20 protein-coding genes are annotated in these 17,365 nt (G+C 43.0%); 6 read left to right on the forward strand and 14 right to left on the reverse strand.

Annotated features, from left to right (window positions below; genetic code table 11):
• Nucleotides 1-95: 95 nt before the first annotated feature.
• From QH73_RS16975 to QH73_RS16990, 4 genes are all read right to left on the reverse strand, one after another.
• Complete coding sequence (locus tag QH73_RS16975) at nucleotides 96-980, reverse strand: DUF2267 domain-containing protein (protein ID WP_039717015.1); 885 nt, start codon at nucleotides 978-980, stop codon at nucleotides 96-98.
• A gap of 519 nt (nucleotides 981-1,499) precedes the next feature.
• A complete protein-coding gene (locus QH73_RS16980; protein ID WP_052290212.1) occupies nucleotides 1,500-1,862 on the reverse strand; it encodes a DUF998 domain-containing protein in 363 nt (120 codons plus the stop codon).
• Nucleotides 1,863-1,892: 30 nt separating this feature from the next.
• The gene (locus QH73_RS16985; RefSeq protein ID WP_039717014.1) at nucleotides 1,893-5,576 is read right to left on the reverse strand and encodes a hypothetical protein; all 3,684 of its coding nucleotides are present in this window, start codon (nucleotides 5,574-5,576) and stop codon (nucleotides 1,893-1,895) included.
• Nucleotides 5,577-5,649: 73 nt separating this feature from the next.
• Nucleotides 5,650-5,919: an endonuclease dU gene (locus QH73_RS16990; protein WP_039717013.1), complete on the reverse strand. Its 270-nt coding sequence runs from the start codon at nucleotides 5,917-5,919 to the stop codon at nucleotides 5,650-5,652.
• 474 nt (nucleotides 5,920-6,393) lie between these two features.
• Here QH73_RS16990 and QH73_RS16995 point away from each other — a divergent pair, with 474 nt between their 5' ends.
• Nucleotides 6,394-7,545: a tyrosine-type recombinase/integrase gene (locus tag QH73_RS16995; RefSeq protein ID WP_039717012.1), complete on the forward strand. Its 1,152-nt coding sequence runs from the start codon at nucleotides 6,394-6,396 to the stop codon at nucleotides 7,543-7,545.
• Between the two features lie 93 nt (nucleotides 7,546-7,638).
• Here QH73_RS16995 and QH73_RS17000 read toward each other — a convergent pair whose 3' ends face one another.
• Entirely contained in the window at nucleotides 7,639-8,613 is a 975-nt protein-coding gene (locus tag QH73_RS17000; RefSeq protein ID WP_039717011.1) for a tyrosine-type recombinase/integrase, read from the reverse strand.
• Between the two features lie 82 nt (nucleotides 8,614-8,695).
• Entirely contained in the window at nucleotides 8,696-9,253 is a 558-nt protein-coding gene (locus tag QH73_RS17005) for a Uma2 family endonuclease (protein ID WP_039717010.1), read from the reverse strand.
• Between the two features lie 235 nt (nucleotides 9,254-9,488).
• On the opposite strand from QH73_RS17005, the gene QH73_RS17010 reads away from it, so the two are divergent.
• Entirely contained in the window at nucleotides 9,489-9,884 is a 396-nt protein-coding gene (locus QH73_RS17010) for a hypothetical protein (protein ID WP_039717009.1), read from the forward strand.
• Nucleotides 9,877-11,901, forward strand: coding sequence for a caspase, EACC1-associated type (locus QH73_RS17015; protein ID WP_039717008.1), 2,025 nt, complete (start codon nucleotides 9,877-9,879; stop codon nucleotides 11,899-11,901). The genes QH73_RS17010 and QH73_RS17015 overlap by 8 nt, the downstream gene beginning before the upstream one ends.
• Before the next feature lie 141 nt (nucleotides 11,902-12,042).
• On the opposite strand, the gene QH73_RS17020 is transcribed toward QH73_RS17015, so the two are convergent.
• The 6 genes from QH73_RS17020 to QH73_RS17045 all read right to left on the reverse strand — a co-directional run bounded on the left by QH73_RS17020 (nucleotide 12,043) and on the right by QH73_RS17045 (nucleotide 14,598).
• A complete protein-coding gene (locus QH73_RS17020; protein ID WP_201278187.1) occupies nucleotides 12,043-12,621 on the reverse strand; it encodes a Uma2 family endonuclease in 579 nt (192 codons plus the stop codon).
• A 7-nt stretch (nucleotides 12,622-12,628) separates the two neighbouring features.
• Nucleotides 12,629-13,312 carry a Uma2 family endonuclease gene (locus QH73_RS17025; protein ID WP_039717006.1) on the reverse strand — a complete coding sequence of 228 codons (684 nt, stop codon included), beginning with the start codon at nucleotides 13,310-13,312 and terminating at the stop codon, nucleotides 12,629-12,631.
• 66 nt (nucleotides 13,313-13,378) lie between these two features.
• Complete coding sequence (vapC, locus tag QH73_RS17030) at nucleotides 13,379-13,780, reverse strand: type II toxin-antitoxin system VapC family toxin (RefSeq protein WP_039717005.1); 402 nt, start codon at nucleotides 13,778-13,780, stop codon at nucleotides 13,379-13,381.
• Nucleotides 13,767-13,979, reverse strand: coding sequence for a type II toxin-antitoxin system VapB family antitoxin (locus QH73_RS17035; RefSeq protein WP_039717004.1), 213 nt, complete (start codon nucleotides 13,977-13,979; stop codon nucleotides 13,767-13,769). Before QH73_RS17035 ends, vapC begins: the two co-directional genes overlap by 14 nt.
• A gap of 56 nt (nucleotides 13,980-14,035) precedes the next feature.
• Entirely contained in the window at nucleotides 14,036-14,368 is a 333-nt protein-coding gene (locus QH73_RS17040; protein WP_039717003.1) for a type II toxin-antitoxin system PemK/MazF family toxin, read from the reverse strand.
• Complete coding sequence (locus QH73_RS17045; RefSeq protein ID WP_039717002.1) at nucleotides 14,362-14,598, reverse strand: AbrB/MazE/SpoVT family DNA-binding domain-containing protein; 237 nt, start codon at nucleotides 14,596-14,598, stop codon at nucleotides 14,362-14,364. The genes QH73_RS17040 and QH73_RS17045 overlap by 7 nt, the downstream gene beginning before the upstream one ends.
• A 67-nt stretch (nucleotides 14,599-14,665) precedes the next feature.
• Between QH73_RS17045 and QH73_RS17050 the strand changes: the two genes are divergently transcribed.
• Entirely contained in the window at nucleotides 14,666-15,571 is a 906-nt protein-coding gene (locus tag QH73_RS17050) for an alpha/beta fold hydrolase (RefSeq protein ID WP_039717001.1), read from the forward strand.
• Here the strand turns inward: QH73_RS17050 and QH73_RS17055 are convergent.
• Both QH73_RS17055 and QH73_RS17060 read right to left on the reverse strand, forming a co-directional pair.
• On the reverse strand, nucleotides 15,549-15,743 hold the full coding sequence (locus tag QH73_RS17055; RefSeq protein WP_039717000.1) for a heavy-metal-associated domain-containing protein: 195 nt from the start codon (nucleotides 15,741-15,743) through the stop codon (nucleotides 15,549-15,551). The two genes, QH73_RS17050 and QH73_RS17055, sit on opposite strands and share 23 nt — an antisense overlap.
• 156 nt (nucleotides 15,744-15,899) lie before the next feature.
• Entirely contained in the window at nucleotides 15,900-16,427 is a 528-nt protein-coding gene (locus tag QH73_RS17060; protein ID WP_039716999.1) for a GNAT family N-acetyltransferase, read from the reverse strand.
• A gap of 151 nt (nucleotides 16,428-16,578) precedes the next feature.
• Here QH73_RS17060 and QH73_RS17065 point away from each other — a divergent pair, with 151 nt between their 5' ends.
• Together QH73_RS17065 and QH73_RS17070 are read left to right on the forward strand one after the other, a co-directional pair.
• Nucleotides 16,579-16,884, forward strand: a complete 306-nt coding sequence (locus QH73_RS17065) for a hypothetical protein (protein WP_039716998.1) — start codon at nucleotides 16,579-16,581, stop codon at nucleotides 16,882-16,884.
• Nucleotides 16,881-17,324: a type II toxin-antitoxin system VapC family toxin gene (locus QH73_RS17070; RefSeq protein WP_039716997.1), complete on the forward strand. Its 444-nt coding sequence runs from the start codon at nucleotides 16,881-16,883 to the stop codon at nucleotides 17,322-17,324. The genes QH73_RS17065 and QH73_RS17070 overlap by 4 nt, the downstream gene beginning before the upstream one ends.
• The last annotated feature ends 41 nt before the right edge of the window (nucleotides 17,325-17,365 follow it).

Here is a 17,365-nt window from a genome sequence, read left to right on the forward strand (position 1 = left end):
GGGTTGGATCGTCTAGTAACAAATGACCAATAACCAATGACAAAACAGGGTAGGAGTTGTCTCCTACCCTGACTCAAAATTAACTTCAAATGTTCCTAAGCTGTTTCCCACATTTGCCGAACTCTTGGAGGTAAGCAGTTAGCAATTTCTTTAACTCTTTCTTCCGATAGTTCATCCTTGGTAGCAGAAAATACAGCTTTAACTACTTGTTCGGTATCTAAATCGAAGGCAGTTTTTGCTGTTGGTGCTTCACCTTTAACCCGTGCCAAGAAGCGATTGTCATTAACGTTAGTAATGTCAGAACTGTCTGAGTGGTAAAAAGGTGGACGAATTCTACTCAAAAAGCGAACGATGGGATTGGTATCATTCCACAACTCAGCTATTTCCATTTTTAAAGCTTTATCATCTGTGGGAAGTACCTCTTTGTGCAGTTCGTCTGCAACTCTATCTGATGCTTCCGTTGTCATTAAATCGCGCATGACGCGATAGACGACTTCTGTGACATCTCTAGCATCAAAAAGGTCTTCAAGTCCGCTTTTCAGCATGACTTTCTCTAGGAAAGGCATATCTTTCGTCGCAATAGGAACCGATGGTCCTTCTTTTAATTCTTCTGGAGGTTTTGCCTCCATTTTCTCCAACATCCGACGACCTTTTTCTGTCAACTCTGCCTGCTTGAAAGTAATTAAATGCGGCAAAGGTCCATCAGAAGCACCAAAGGTATTAGCAACTCTAAAATCAACCTCTTTGGGATTTACAGCATCGGGAACATCTTCCTGGTTACCGTACGCATTCCCACTAAATTCAGCCTTAATATACTGCTTTTGATTCAGATAATCTAAGTGTCCTAATAGTTCGGCTTTTGTTGGTTCGCGACCGATAAAGTCATCAGCAGTAAATTTTACTGGATGCAATTCTTGCCCAGTTTCATTGATTTTTTTCAAAATAATGTAGGCAACATCTTCTCTTAATGGAATGGTCATGAAATTACCCCTTAGCTTTTTATGCAGATTTTGACTGTAGCTAAAGAGAACCAACAAATTGTTTTTCAGTCCCTCTAGTGCTTGACTCAATTCAAACCTTATTGCGAGCGAACTGAAGGAGGATCGAATTTAGTTCGGATCTACAGCCATTGCCATTTAAGGTATTAAGAAAAAATACTTGCTTACATCTGTCACAGGAAACATATTCGGAAATTTTGAGGCGTAAGCTTGAAAAAACAGTTTGGTTGTAATTGTCTATTTCCCCAAAGATATATTTTTTAAGAAAGCTTTGGGTGGCTAAAATTTGCACAACAGACTATTCTCGAATCCAATTCAGAGCGTTACGTGCAGTGACTTGTGTTGTTGCGATCGCCACTTTCGAGCGTTATGCCACAGCAAAACCCGTATGCTGCCGTAATTTTGGATGTCGAAATCCAAGGATGCTTCGGTATTTTAACTGGGTATCCATTGCACAATCGCCTCATCTTCATCGAGATTGTTGGATGGCAGGTTCGGTCATCAAGAACCAACCGATCCAAAATTACTTCTCCCGTCGGAGTCATCTGGGGCTACAGTACCTTGGATGCGTAAGACCATGATAGCCAGCACCACAACCCATAGCATGTAGCTAAAGATGTTAATACGCTCCCAAACTCCCATCCACGGCGTAGGCAAGTTTGCCGCCAGCCGGGAACCGTCCAACCCTGCCACAATGCCAAACACGAGAAGTATCAGGATTGTCGCGATGGAGTAAAAGCGAAACCGCTTTCCGAATGCAGTAGCCGCGAACCCTATGGCGAGCAGCATGAAGAGAACGCCCACACCCGTGAGAATTGCGTGCATGGTATCCGTAAGCGTTCCCTCGACCCCACGTAGGTGCATTGGGAAAAATAGCGTTACCACCAAACCGATTTATTCCCAAGTTTCTAATTCTCGAATCCAGGTTTGCATCAATGCGATCGCTTGAGTGCGACGAGCCTCAAATGTGGCAGCAATCCAAATAAATAGCAATCCGACTACAATTCCAATTGCCCAAAGTAATAAAGAATAATTATCGATAAATAACCAGAGCTGACGCAAGACTTTAATAATAAAAGTTAGCGTGCCAACATATAAATAAGCGCGGGTGCGAAATACGATTCCTGCTAAGATTAAACCTACACCTAGAAAGATAGTTAAAATTCCTTGCCACAAGCTATTATCTGATTGGTACAAAGCTGTTAGACAAAATAACCCTACAGCTAAAGTGCGGAGGATGTGACGTTTTTCCTTTTCGGTAGGCGATCGCAATGTCGGATCGACTTGGACAACATATAGTAACGAACTACTCAATACCGAAACATACCACAAAGGATCGGTAAGTTGCCAATCTTGAATCAGTTGAATAATTGCCCAGTCTGATAAAATAATACTTATATAACTGAGACGAATCTTATTTTCTACTCTTGCTAACCAAGCGTAAAAAGCAGCGACGATAAATAAGCCTTGAATTGAAATTCCACTCAATGTAAGTAAGACAGTTACTCCTGGTAAAACAGTAGCAGAACGCTGCCAAGGTTGTCTCGACCATCCCCAAGTTTGCCAAGGTAACATATATAAAATATAGGCAAAAATACAAGCGATCGCGGCTGACCAATCTAGCAGTGCAGACAGAGGCAAAATTCGATTTAAGAGGTGGGCAATTGTAATTGTTAATTGTATGACTGACAAATATACCCAAAAATGGCGATTCCGTCCTTGCCAAGCTGCATAAGCTGCTAACGTTGTCGCGATCGCTAGCCAAAGATTGCTACCAAAATTACTTAAATTTACTCCTAATGCTAGTAGGGAAAAAAGACTGCCAACTCCCCAGTGAATATTGGTAATTACGAGTAATTCTTGAGATGTAAGTCTCCAATAGAATAGTAACCAGCGCGAACAGAAACGATATGTAATTGCGATCGCACAAGCTAGGGCTGATAGTAAGACTATGCCATCCCCTGCTTGCCCTCCTTTGGATTGGATCAATTGATAAATTAAAAGTTCGTAAGCAGCAAAGGAAATCCCAAATACAGCTATAAATGTAACTGGTTTAAGCAGAGGTAAACGCCGTCCAATACCAATTCCCACTAATGCGCCTGCTAGCGTGTAAAGTCCAGTGTAGGCAGTAAATGTATAGTGGGCAAAGAATAACCCTATAACGGCATATATAAGTGGAATAACGTGCCAACTAGAAAGGTAAGGCAAGGCAGAACGACGTAGCCACCAATCACCACCTAATTGCGTTGCTAGTCCTAATCCTAAATTAGCGATCGCAATGTTGATGAAAGATGGTACAGTCCACCAAATAATACTAGCTACTACTAATTCTGTACCCCAAGTAATCCCGGAGAAACCTATATTTGTCGGTTGTTGCCAGTTACGATAAGTAATTGCCCCTGTGGTTATAACTGCTGCTAAAACTAGATATAAATCTTGGATTGAATAAACTTCTAGCCTACCTAAAGTTAGGAAAGTTAAATTAATTATACTCAGTGCGATTGCCCAACCATCTAATGCTGGGGCATAAATATCTGTAGGGGGACAAATTTCTGTAGGGGCGCACAGCTGTGCGCCCCTACGAGAACGTAACAACCACAACCCCCATAAAGCAACGCCAATCCATGTTGGCAACCAATTGAGGGGAACCCCCCAAATTTGCCACAGACAAGTTCCCACAAAACTCAAGCCAAATCCAACGGTTATTGCTGCGGCAAGTTGCGATCGCAATTTTTGCGTATTGAATAACATTAAACTGGTGGCAACTGCCGTACTTATTAATAAAGGAGTTACCCTAGCTTCAGTTAAAATTTGGGCTAGAAGTAAAGCAACAACACTCAGCCAACTTGCTAATCTTGCTTGAGGAATGGTACGACTACCGAGAAATGTGAGACAGGCGGGAGTTGCTAACCAAATTAATCCCCAATATGGATTCGATGTTATGAGTAAGGGATAACTCAATCCGGCTAAGACTAAACCGATATACCACGCACTACGTTGCCAGATTGGATGAGCGATCGCTAAACTACAACTCCACTCTGCTATCATGCCAATTAATAAAATGACTGCCCAAAATCGAGCATCGAGATTGGGAAAACCCCAACCTATCCATGCATATACAGTTAATATTCCTGTTACATGCGTGAGATAAATTAACCATGCGGTGCGAGTTGGACGCTGACGCAGGACAATGATTAAAGTAAGAGTAGAAGCTGATAGATAGAGCGATCGCACCAAGGGATTGAATAGACTAAATAAAGCAAGAATGCTTCCTAAAATCAATGCCATGCCTTCGGTATAGTTAGCTAAATTTGGTTGAGAGGCACGGCGGAGGCGCGAGGCGACAATTAAAGTAACAATAATATAAGGAAAAAGCGCTAGCCCAATCAGTTCTCCCGGGAATAAATAACCTCCGGCGATTTGAGTTGCAAAAGCGATAATTTGCTGTCTCCCTGCAATGGGAATCAACCGCCACAGCAAACAATAAGTCTGCAATCCGACAAAAAATAGGGCGAGTAAATCCCATACTTGCCAAAGTCTTTGCAGACGATTTGCTAATAACCAGATACCTAAAATACTAACTGCGATCGCTTGCCAAGGTGGTTCGACATTAACAGCGACTATCCAACCCAAGACTAATAACCCGATACCCGTGCGAGTCAATAGAGGTTCTACCTGACGGCGAGTTAACCAACAAAGTACCCAGCCGCAAATCCCTAACGCCAGTCCAACTGCATTTATGGATACGCCTGCACGCAAGACTCCCCTACCCAAAAGCAGTAAGGTGGAAATAGCCAGAACAACGCCACTAATCCCTAAATCAATTAAACTTGCCTGACGCTTTTCTACCCGATGCCATAATACTCCTGCTGTCCCTACCGTACCGCTATAGATGGCAATGAGGGGGAACCCAGGTATTATCCAACCCAATTGCAGCCAACCCATTGCAACAGTATTCACTCTAATGGGTAATGCAGATTGCAGTAACGTCCAGGCGATCGCGGATAAACTTAAAATTGCGATCGCTCCTACTATTAATCCCAATCCATCCCACCACAACTGAAACCCATCGATTGCCCAAAAGTTAACTGGGATTAGGGACAGGGTAGTGACTTGTAAAATCCTATTTGTCAAACTTAAATTCGGTCGTTGTCGCGTCCACCAGCAAGCAAGCCAAAATGCTAAGGTGTAGCCGAATAAAATGGCATATTGTCCGACTGAGGAAAAATTTTGCCACTGACTCGCAGCTAGTACCCCAGAGGATACGACTACCATGAACACGCCGAGAAATAGCAGCCACACAACGCTAATTTCTTCCATCAGGGAAGACAAAATCCGGCTGAGTATGGGGGTGGGACGAGTTCTCGCTGGAAGCGTTTCTGCTTGTGGTGTAGTGATAAAGTCTGCTTGAGGAGATACTTCGGGTAAGGCACAAACTAGGTAAGTGCGGCAAATTCGGATAACTTGAGTTTCAGAAAGCAACCCCAGACGCAACCACAGATCTAATCCTTCTAACAACTGGGGTTGTGTAGCTGGTATTGTTAGTTTTATCTCGATTTGCTCTGGTTGTGAAGTCATGGCTAGCTATCTCAGCGCATACCTCATCATGCCGATTGTAGGGAAATTTAACTCTCGGTAAATGTGCTACTTTTTAAGTTGGCGATCGAATGATAGTGTCGCGCATAGACGCGAAGCGGCTTCTCGTAGAGTAGATGCAAAGGCGCAAAGCCGAACTTCCGCTTTCACCTTTGACGACTTCTGCACCAATTAGATGTGCTAATCTTAGGGCTTCTGGTACGTGACCGCGATCGCTTAATCTTTGTACTACGGTGGCGATAACATCTGGATCTTCGCCGCAAACTTGAAAGAAGAATGGCGGATATGCGTGAACTTTTGCGTCGGCGCACGAATGGCGCATCATCAAAACCGATAACGCGAATGGTGCGATCGCGTGCTAGTAATGTTTCTAGTTTCACTGGGTTTGCTGTACTTCGTTTCTAGAATTATTGAAACGTAGAGATGCAAATGAATTATAAATGTGCGAAGCAATATATTTTCAGTATTAGACTACATCAAAAAAATACCCAATTTTAGGACTCTATACCTAAACATTGCGAGTCGATCCACGATCGGAAATTAAACTCAGTTGTATACCCATAAAACGTGGATTATACCTAAGCTTAATTGAGAAACTCTTTAAACGCGATCGAGTGAAGAGACATCCAGTAAATACCTAAAATCTGCGCTTTATACCCAAACTTAGAAAAATCAATATTTCTACATTAGATTATCTCGTTATGATACCCAAATAGTTTAGTCTATACCTGATATCCTCTAGCGCTTGAATCTCTGTACTCTCGTCTGTATACCTAAAATACGAAGTAAATACCCAAGCATGAAGGCAAGTAAAGGTTCGGTTGTTGTAGAAAGCTTTAAGGATAGGTTGAGACTGCGTTGGCGAGTTGCGGGGAAGCGGTATTGTTTATCTTTAGGATTGCCAGATACTCAAGAAAGTCGGATGTTGGCAGAGTTGAAGGCGCGTCAGATTGAGTTGGATGCAATTTCTGGAAATTTTGACGCAACTCTGACGAAATACAAACCCCAAAGCTTAACTGAAAAACCAGTCAATGAGGCGCAACTTCTCACTTGTGCCGAACTATTCCAACAGTTTATGGAATACAAAGCTCAGTCTTTACATCCCAGAAGTTTAGATCGCTACAAGACAACTCTGAAATACCTGCACCAGTTTTATTATCGGGAAGGTGAGAAGAGGAAGTTAATAGCCGAACAAAATGCGATCGCAATCTTACAGACTCATGCAGAACAATTCAATGCTTGGCTTCAGAGTAAGAACGCCGAACGCGCCAGGAAAGAACGGCTGATTTTACTCAGTGCTTGCTGGAGTTGGGGAATGACGAAAGGTTTTGTAGAAATCAACCCCTGGAGAGATCTACAAAGACAGGTAGAATCAGCACCCAAACAATCACTCAAGCCATTTACACAAGAGGAAGTTAAAGCGATTTTAGCTGCTTTCAAAACTCACCCTCAATACAGACACTATGCCGATTTTGTCGAATTTTTATTCTTGACTGGGATGCGAACTACTGAGGCGATCGCTTTACGTTGGATGCATATTACCTCCGACATGTCAAGTATGTGGATTGGAGAATCTATTAGTCGGGGTGTCCCTCAGACAAATAAAGTTCGCTCTATTCCCTTAAATGACAGAATTAGATTATTGCTCCAAGCTAGAAAGCCTGAAAATTCTTTACTAGAAGATCTGATATTCCCTAGTCCTGAAGGATTGCCAATTGACGATCGCAATTTTCGCAATCGTGCTTGGGTGAAAATGTTAGAGTTGGCTGGTGTGGAATATCGCAAACCTTCCAATACAAGACACACGTTTATTTGTACGTGTTTGAGTGCGGGTATAAATCCGGCTGTGGTGGCTCAAATTACTGGTTGCGATCTGCAATCCTTGAATCGCGATTATGCTGAATATATTCCGTCTGTGTTAATGTTGCCAGATGTGTTTGGTAATTGGTAATTGGTTGTTGGTGATTCTATTTCGATAATGTACGGGCGGGTTTTGTACGACGATTTCCTGTTGGGGTTGTGAATCTATCTGCTAAACCCGCCCCTACGATTCTCCTTCAACCATTGCTGCTAATAATCCCGTGACTTCGGCTTGGTGATTTTGGCGATTGTCGTCGTAAACCATTAATGTATCTAATCTGGCATGACGAGACAATTTCTGTACCATGCGAACGTTTCCACCTGTTGCATCCAAAGCAGCTGTAATTCCAGAATGTCTGACTCTGTGGGGACTGAGGCGTTTTTTCAATCCTGCTGTTTCTGCCATTGCCTGTACGATCTTATATATAGCAGTACCAGTGAGACGATGACCGTAACTAGCGCGATCGAGTGCGATAAATAATGGTTCGTTACGCTTAGCTTTACCGCGCTCGCACAACCAATCTTGCAATGCTGCTACTGTAGACTCAGATAAACTAATTGTCTCAGCTTGAGTGCCTCGACCTTTACCATATATAGTTAGCGATCGCGCCTCTGAATCGAAGTCACTTACATTCGCTTTAACTAATTCTCCGCGTCTCAAGGCGTTATCCCACAGCAATCGTAATATGGCATAATCGCGTTTACCTTTAAGCGTGTTGCGATCGACAATATCTAGTACCTGACGATATGCTTCTAAACTCACTCCACTTGTATCGCGATAAGCCTTGACTTTCTCTCCCGCAATGTCATCCAAACTGTAGTCGCACATCCCAATTTGACGCGCGTAGTTAACTAAAGATTTTATTGCTGCTAATCGACGGTTGATTGTTGCTTCCGATAAATTGCGATCGATCAGAACTGCCTTATATTTAAGTACTAAGGCTGTCGCATTAAATCGAGAAAGTTGGAGAAATTCGGCAATTAAATTGCGATCTGGTTCAACTCCTGCCATCGTGACAAAAAAATCTTTTAAATCTTTAGCATAGGCGCGTCGAGTATTTTCGCTACGCTTATTCGCTAATAAATTTCCCAAAATGTCTTCTTGGGTTTGGATGTTGAAACTCGATTTAGGGGATGTCAGCCGACTTAATTGGCTCATGGTTACGATAATGCGCCTTTCCGCAACCTACTATAACCTTGATATATCAATATGTCTAGGGTTTTAGCAGCGAAAGCCCGTGTTAATAGCTCATACCTATGAGGCGCTCAACTTGAACGGATACATCAGGAAAGGCTAGAGGGGTAATAGTACCTGTAGTTAGTGTGAGTTCGGTTTTGTATTGTCCCTTTTCAAGGTCGCGAAATACTTGTAACTGTTTATATTTGAGGTTAACAACCCAATATTCAATAATGCCTGCTTCTGCGTAGATATCTTTTTTTTCACCTAAATCTTTATTTAAGGTGGCATTAGAGAATTCGATAATCCAGAAAATATCTTCAGGATAAGGATGGTGTTCTAGGTAAACTTCACCTAAAGGTTTGACAATAGCAATATCGGGGGCAGGTTCGGAATTATTAGGCAGAGTTACAGGTTTAGCATCGCGGATTTTTGCCCGTTCGCCAAGTAGAGTGCGGAGATAATCGGCAGCTTCTGTGTTGTAGTAGGCGTGGGGTTCTCGTTCTGGGGGCATCACAATCAGGTCGCCACGCAATAGTTCTATAGGCTGGTCGTCAAAAATGCCTGCCTCTATTGCTCGGTGATATCGTTCAATTGTCCATTTATAGGTAGTTACAGTCATGACACTCGATCTAAGTTTTGTTCTACCGTTTAGACAACAGGGTTAGTTTGATTTTAGTGTAGTAGGCAGGTTTTTCGAGTCGCTCAACTTGTAAACGTGCGGAATCTCAATGTTTTGTCTTGTAGATGGCTAGTGGTAAATTGAATTACAGCATCACCACACACTTAAAAACATATATTTGCTGGGCTAAGCTGCTAATCGTGAATTGCAGAATAACAGTTTTTCAGGGGCTAGAATGACAAACGAAACTACGATTCAATTTACTTTTGGGCTTGACAATCTAGAATTAGAAGATGACGAGCGGCAAAAGTTTGCTCAGAGGTTATTGCCCGAACTGCGTAGCCTTGATGAAGTCATAAGAGCTGACAGAGCTGAAAATTTAGATCCCGAAGCAGGTAGTAAGGGGTTTGCTACTCTAGTAGGGTTGCTGCAAGCAGAAGTCGGTTTTAAAAGCATTAAAGCTTTTGTAGGCTTTTTAGGCGATCGCTTAGCAGATAAACCAGTTAAGGTAAAAGTTAAGGTGGGTGACAAAGAGGCTGAAATTGAAGCTAAAAGTCGTCAAGAATTAGCAGAGCTTGAGAAAATAGCCCTAAATCTGATTGCGGCAATGGGTGGAGGATCGGGTGTCTAAGAAGGTTGCACTACTGATTGGTGTCAGCGAGTACGGGGAGGGAATCCCTCTACTTAAAGCACCTCCTAATGATGTAGTTGCTATACAACGGGTATTGCAGAATCCCCAGATGGGAGGTTTTGACGAAGTTACGCCGCTGATTAACCCAGAACCAGTAGCGATGCAGCAAGCGATTCAAAGGCTGTTTAGGAATGCTAATAAAGAAGACCTAGTTCTACTATTTTTCTCCGGTCATGGCATCACTGATGACGAAAATAACCTTTTCTTAGCAACTCGTATTACCGCTAAGGATAACTTTGAAGCAACTGCGGTATCAGCTAATTTTATTCAAAAGTTATCGAAGAATAGCTACGCCAAGCGACAAGTAATCATTTTGGATTGTTGCTATAGCGGTGCTTTTGCTGAAGGTTGGCAAGCTAAAAGCGTGGGACTCGATCTCAAGAGAGAATTAGGCGCGGAGGGGAGAGTTGTTTTAACTTCTGCTACTGCTACTCAAACTTCATTTGAACAGGAAGGAGCAGAGCTTTCACTTTACACGCAGTATTTGGTTGAGGGAATCGAAACCGGAGCAGCAGACAAAGATGGCGATGGCAAAATTCATGCTCGAGAATTGCACGATTACGCCAAAACTAAAGTGCAGGAAGTGAAGCCAAAAATGCAGCCAGGAATTATTTTGGATAAGGAAGGCTTCAACATCCTTTTGAGCCTAGCTCCAGTCAACGACCCAGAATTGGAGTTCCGTCAACTTGTAGAGCAGTATGTTTATCTTGGTGAAATTTCTAACTACCGTCGTGAATTTCTTAATCTAGAGCAGGAAAAGCGCGGGATTTTAGATGAAAAAGCTGAGGAAATTATTAATAGTGTTCTAGAGCCTTTTCGCAGACGGCAGGCAAACTTGGCTCGTTACGAAGAAGCCTTTCGTCAGGAAGTTGAGCGTCAATACCCTTTAGATCGGGGAATGGAGAATGATTTAAGGGATTGGCAACAGTTTGTTCTGGGTTTAGAAGATGAATATGTCGCAGAGATTCAGCAACGAGTTATCTCTGAGGTGGAAAAGAAACAAAATTTAACCGAAACAAAATTAGAAGCAGCCAGTTCGCAAGCTACAACACCTTCAAACAAATCAACATCTCAACCCTTGCATGTGTTCGAGTTCGATGTGGTGACTGTGGCAGATATTCAGCAGAGTGGGTGGTTAGGGTTAGGTGGTAAACGCGCTCAAGTCAAAAGCGATCGCAGTCAAGCACAATTTTTCAAAGAAAACTTCGGTAATGGTATCACTCTAGCAATGGTTGCCATCCCTGGGGGCAAATTTATCATGGGTTCGCCAACAGGGGAAGGATTTGACAAAGAAAGACCTCAGCATGAAGTCACCGTTCAACCCTTCTTCATGGGCAAGTTTCAAGTCACTCAGGTGCAATGGAAAACAGTAGCTAATCTACCTAGAGTCAACCGCGATCTTAAGCCCAATCCATCCTATTTTAAGGGGAATGATCGCCCTGTAGAAACAGTGTCTTGGTATGATGCAGTGGAGTTTTGCGATCGCCTCTCCAGACACACAAACAAGCAATATCGACTCCCCTCTGAAGCTGAGTGGGAATATGCTTGTCGTGCTGGAACGACTACACCCTTTCATTTTGGCGAGACGATTACAACTGATTTGGTGAATTACGACGGCAACTATACTTACGGTGATGCTCCCAAGGGAGAATATCGACAGCAAACCACCCCAGTAGGAAGTTTTTCACCTAACGCCTTTGGCTTATACGATATGCATGGCAATGTCTGGGAATGGTGTGCAGATACTTGGCATGAGAACTACTCTGGTGCGCCTACAGATGGTAGTGCATGGGTAGAAAAGAATGATAATAAGAATAAATCCCAAGTGCTGCGTGGTGGTTCGTGGATCTCCTATCCTGGAGGCTGCCGTTCTGCTTATCGCGGCAGGGGCCGCCCCGACGTCGACAGCAACGCCTTCGGTTTTCGGGTGGCGTGCGGCGCGGCGAGGACTCAATAGCCCTTGACACTTTTGCCCTTTTACCCTTTACCCTTTCTTTTTTACTCTCGCGAGCGAAGCGAGCTTAAATTTTTTTTAGAAAATCAAGCGACGAACTTCTTCGCGTCTTTGCGTCTTTGCGCAAGACTCTATAGCGATTTTCTAGCTCAGAATCCGAGTCAAATCCAAGACAAACCCAGGTAATACATCTTCTCCCGACAAACTTTGAGGATCTTGTAACACCTCCACAGGTTGTCCTAAACGATAAATTTCCACTTGCAGATCTTGGGGATTAATCAGCCAACCCAGACGAACGCCATTTTCCATATATTCCTGCATCTTGGCTTGCAGAGGTGCTAAATCGTCAGTAGCAGAACGCAATTCTACAACAAAGTCTGGAGCTAGGGGCGGAAATTTCTGCTGTTGTTCCAGTGTTAAAGCTTCCCAGCGTTCCAACCTTACCCAAGCAGCATCAGGAGAACGATCTGCACCGTTAGGCAATTTAAAACAAGTTGAGGAGTCAAAAGCAAGTCCTGTATTGCCTTCATCCGTCCAATTTCCTAAGCGTTGTGTAATTCGACGGTTGCGATCGCCTGTTTCTCCTCCCGTTGGTGGCATAATGATTAACTCTCCCCTTGCCGTGCGCTCAAACTTCACTTCTGGATTTACTCGACAAAGTTGGTAGAATGCTTCGTCAGTTAGATCTAGCAATGGTTTGAGATTCACAACTACCGCAGTCATAAACACCTCACAATTGTTCTGGATCTTCGCCTAACTCCCGTAGACGCGCTGCAAGGCGTTCTGCGCGTTCTGCACGTTCCTCCAAAGAGAGGTATCGGCTTCCTTGCTGGTTATACCAAGATAGTAATTCTAGTTCTATACCACTTACCATTCGCCGGACTCTACCGATTCCCAAACCAATTTCAGGCATCCAAAATGGTTCGCCAAGTTGTAATTGATAGGAACCATTAACCAGGCGATAAACTTCAAAAGGTTGGTGTCTGTCGCGCTGCCAAAAATCAGGGTTATAAATGACATAATACAATACACCTAATTTGGCATAGATTTCAGCCTTTTCATCATACTCTGCACCGGGAGTTTGAGAAACAATTTCAATCGCTAAAATTGGTACAATTCCATTTTCTTCCCAAACGACATAGCTTTTCCGAGATTTTCCTTGCTTGCGTCGTTCCACCCCCAAACTTAAGAAAGCATCTGGTACGACGGGTACTCTGGGATTAGCTCCCGTAGTATGATAGATTGCCATATCAACCCCAAAGAACCAATCGTTACGAGCCTGCCAAATCCATTGCAGTAAAAAGAGTAAGGCATTGGGAATAAAATTTTGGTCTTCATTATCCACAGGAATATCGTCAGAGTCGGATAACTCGTCGCTGGTAGGTAGGTTGCGATAGAGATCGGGAGTAGCCATAGGCTGGAAAGGAGTCAATGGGTGTTGCAATTCTAGGAAAGCTTAGAGAGTTCCTTTGTTTAAATGCTATGTCAGTTGAAAGCGAATTTGTCGCAGCGGTCGAACGCTACTAATAACTTCAAAATCGCGATCCCTGTGAATTAAAGTTAACCCATACTCTAAAGCCAATTGAGCAATACAGCAGTCAATCAGACTACGTACGGTTAATCCTTGTCTGCGTAATTCAAAGTATATACGTGCAGCCGCTTGCCAAGATTCAGAACCTAATTCAACGTAGTCTTGGGTTTGCAGATAGCTTTGTAATAATCTCCACTCGCGATCGTCTCGACATCCTTGCAACAGTTCTAATTGATGGAAACGAGTTAGAATCACATCGCGATCGCAAATAATCGATTGTAGTTGTTGGCGAACGAGTCCTGTTTTATCTCGAAATACGCTTACCCAAACAGATGTATCAATCAGCAACATGGCGGTTTGTTCTGAGTGCTTTGGGATCGTAATCGTCGTAGAACTCAATTTTTCCAGCTAGATCGAGTAGATTTTTCTTTTTCTGAGAGCGAATTAGTTCTTGCAATGCTAGATGCAAAAGTTCCTTTTTTGTCCGGACGTTGGTAAGCCGAAAGGCTTCTTCAACTAATATATCGTCAAGCTCGACGTTAATTCTCATCTTATAGTGCTTTTATTTAAGTGTATTATTCACAAAAACTCTTCTGCCAATCTCCTCTACAAGAAAATCGGTTGAATTCGGAGTAAAACTTCTTCTAGTAGGGAAATAGGACACTCTCCCAAAAACTCTGCATTTCTGACTTGATAATCAAGCGATCGCAATTGGTCGCACATCACAACTCCAGTTACAGCTAATCCTTCTGGAATTGCCACATAAAAAGGATTTTTTCGCTTAGTATTACTGATGGGACAAACGAATGCAAAGCCACGCTTGCGGTTAAAAGCCGTATGACTGACAACTAAAGCAGGTCTTCTACCCATTTGTTCGCGTCCAGATTGCGGTGCAAAATTCAGCCAAATGAACGTACCTCGCTGGGGAACTTCTACCACGCTTCCTCACCCATAGGTTTACCCCAATCAATTTCTGGTTCGAGTTCCATCTCTTGAGAAAGCAACTCTTCTAAGGTATATTTGCGTTTTTGTACGACTTCAACAATTAATCTACCTTTTTCAACGTGACACTCAACTTCGTCATTTAGTTGTAAGGATAGTTCTTCAACAATATGCTTGGGTATTCTCAACCCTAAAGAGTTTCCCCACTTACCGATCGCACTTCGCATTTTCTGACAGCCGCATAGATATACAAAGTATATTAAACTAGTATAGGCTGAAATTAAGTCGATACCTATGTTTGCCGAATTTCTACCTCAGCTTGTCACCCAACTAACTGAAACAACATCGATCGCCTTAGCTCAGAATATACAACAACAAGCGATCGCCACTCCATTATCTCCAGATGCGATCGCCACCACATACGTCAGACAAGGTAGTGGAGAAATCCCCATATTATTAATTCACGGCTTCGATAGTTCCGTATTAGAGTTTCGTCGATTATTACCACTATTAGCAGCTCATCACGAAACTTGGGCAGTAGATTTATTCGGCTTTGGATTTACTGATAGAGTTGCAGGAGTTAAGATGACTCCCGAGACGATTAAGACTCATCTATATTATTTCTGGAAAACTCTGATTCAAAAGCCTGTAATTTTAGTTGGCGCGTCGATGGGAGGCGCAGCAGCCATAGACTTCACGCTGACATATCCAGATGCGGTGAAAAAGTTAGTTCTAATCGATAGTGCAGGGGTAGCTGGTGGTTCGGTGATGAGTAAATATATGTTTCCACCACTGGATCGTTTAGCAACTGAATTCTTGCGCAATCCGAAGATTCGTCATAGTATTAGTCGTGCTGCTTATAAAAATAAAACTCTTGCTTCCATTGACGCTCAAGTTTGTGCCGCGCTGCATTTAGAATGCTCTCAGTGGAGTCAGGGGTTAATTGCTTTTACTAAAAGTGGCGGGTATAGTTCCTTTAAAAACAGACTTAGCCAAATTCGATCGCCAACATTAATATTGTGGGGGAAAGACGATCGCATCTTGGGTACTACCGATGCTTATAGATTTAAACGCGCGATCGCCCAAAGTCAACTGATTTGGATTAAGGATTGCGGACACGTCCCTCACCTAGAACAGCCACAAATTACAGCACAACACATTCTAGAATTTGTCGATTCTACTCTACCGTGTGACCAGTAGCCGTAATAGCTTGTTTGATAGACTCTTCAGACTGTGCGCCTTCCACTTTAACAGTCTTAGCTGAAATATCCACATCAACTTGAGCATCTGCATTTACGGATTTAACCGCCTTAGTAATAGTTTCCGCACAGCCTTCGCAAACAATACTAGGAACCTTCAGTTGTAGTGACATAACTATAAAACTGAATTCTACTCAAGTTCAGAGTATCAAATTTACGCTTCAGGTTAAATAAACAGGTATACATATCATATTTTAGGTATAAAATAAATGTAGTCATGCAATAGGGCGATCGCCTGAAGGTCGATAATTCACACCACCGCTCAATTTCTACAAAAAGCGTTCGACAATAATTTCGTCTACATACGTTCGATCGATCTTGGCGTGTGTTTTTGCTGTACCAACAATCTGAAAACCTTGGTTGAGATATGTCGTCAAAGCAGCTGGATTATCTGCACGGATAAAGGTGAATAGTTTCTCGTATCCCTTCAAACGCGCAGTCTCAAACATGGCTGTGAATAGCCTCCTAGCAATACCTTGTCTGCGATATGACAGATCTACATAAGTTCCCAGTACGCCTACATGGTCGAAAGCATGGGTGTATGTAGCAAACGGTTCCATACTTTGAAACCCTACCACCTGGCGATCGCGATGCCGTAGGCGGTTCGCTTCGCGACCATCGCATATTGCCACATGAAACACTCCACGCTGAGGAAAGTTCAAAATATATTCTCGTTCAGCCTCTACCGTAAAGGGTGTATCAAACGCAGTGTAAATTCCAGCTTGAATAATTGGATTGAGAATACTAACTATAGCCTCAGCATCATCAACTTGGACTTCTCGAATCAATAGTTCCATATCAGGTTTTCTCCTTACACTTTAGCTTTTGGGTATTTCATTCGCTATTTAGGTATGTGTATGATGTAGTTGTGCTCGACTCAAGATCCAAAACATCGCATCCAGGTGCGATCGCTTGCGTTATACTTGTATAACAAACAGGAGTACGAATATGGGACTAATAGCTGTGCGACTAGATGCAGAAACAGAAGCACACCTCGCCGATATCGTAGCGCACGAGAAAACAGATAAAAGCGAATTAATCAGGCGCTTAATCAACGATCGCTGGTTGAGTTTACAAGCTGGTCAAACTCTAGTAGCAAGAATGGGAGGACATCCCCAGCATCTACTTCAAGGAGCCGATCCTAACTTGTCCGAACGCTCAAACCGCAAAAAAGCGATCGCTGCTCGTTTGCAAGCACAAGCAGATCGTGAAAGCACGGAACATAAAAGTGAGGTGACAGCAACAGAGTCATGAGCTTTATAGCTTTGACCAAATACCATCCCATAATTCTGATGGATACAGGGATGATAGTTGCCTACTATAGTGCCGATGATAAATATCATGCTCAAGTGCAGAGATTTTTCGAGCTTTGCACCAGTCAAGTAGTCACTACGGTTGCTTGCGTCACTGAAGCCATGCACTTGCTAGCCGCCGACTGGCGAGTACAAAATGAGTTTTCGATTCATATTAGTAAAGGAATATTCAACTGCGAACACTTACAGAACCAAGACTTTTCGCGTATTGCTGAGCTAAACAGACAATATATAGATATCAATCCAGATTTTGTAGATCTGGCTCTAGTTGCTATTTCCGAGCGGCTGGACATTAGTGCGATCGCTACCTTAGACGCAGACTTCGATATTTACAGACGCTACCGCAAGCAACCGTTCGATCGCGTATTTCGTCCCAGCTAACTTTGGGCATTGTCTCCACACATTGGGTATAGGCAAAAAAG

The sequence above is a fragment of the Scytonema millei VB511283 genome (genome assembly GCF_000817735.3).
GTDB classification, from domain to species: domain Bacteria; phylum Cyanobacteriota; class Cyanobacteriia; order Cyanobacteriales; family Chroococcidiopsidaceae; genus Chroococcidiopsis; species Chroococcidiopsis millei_B.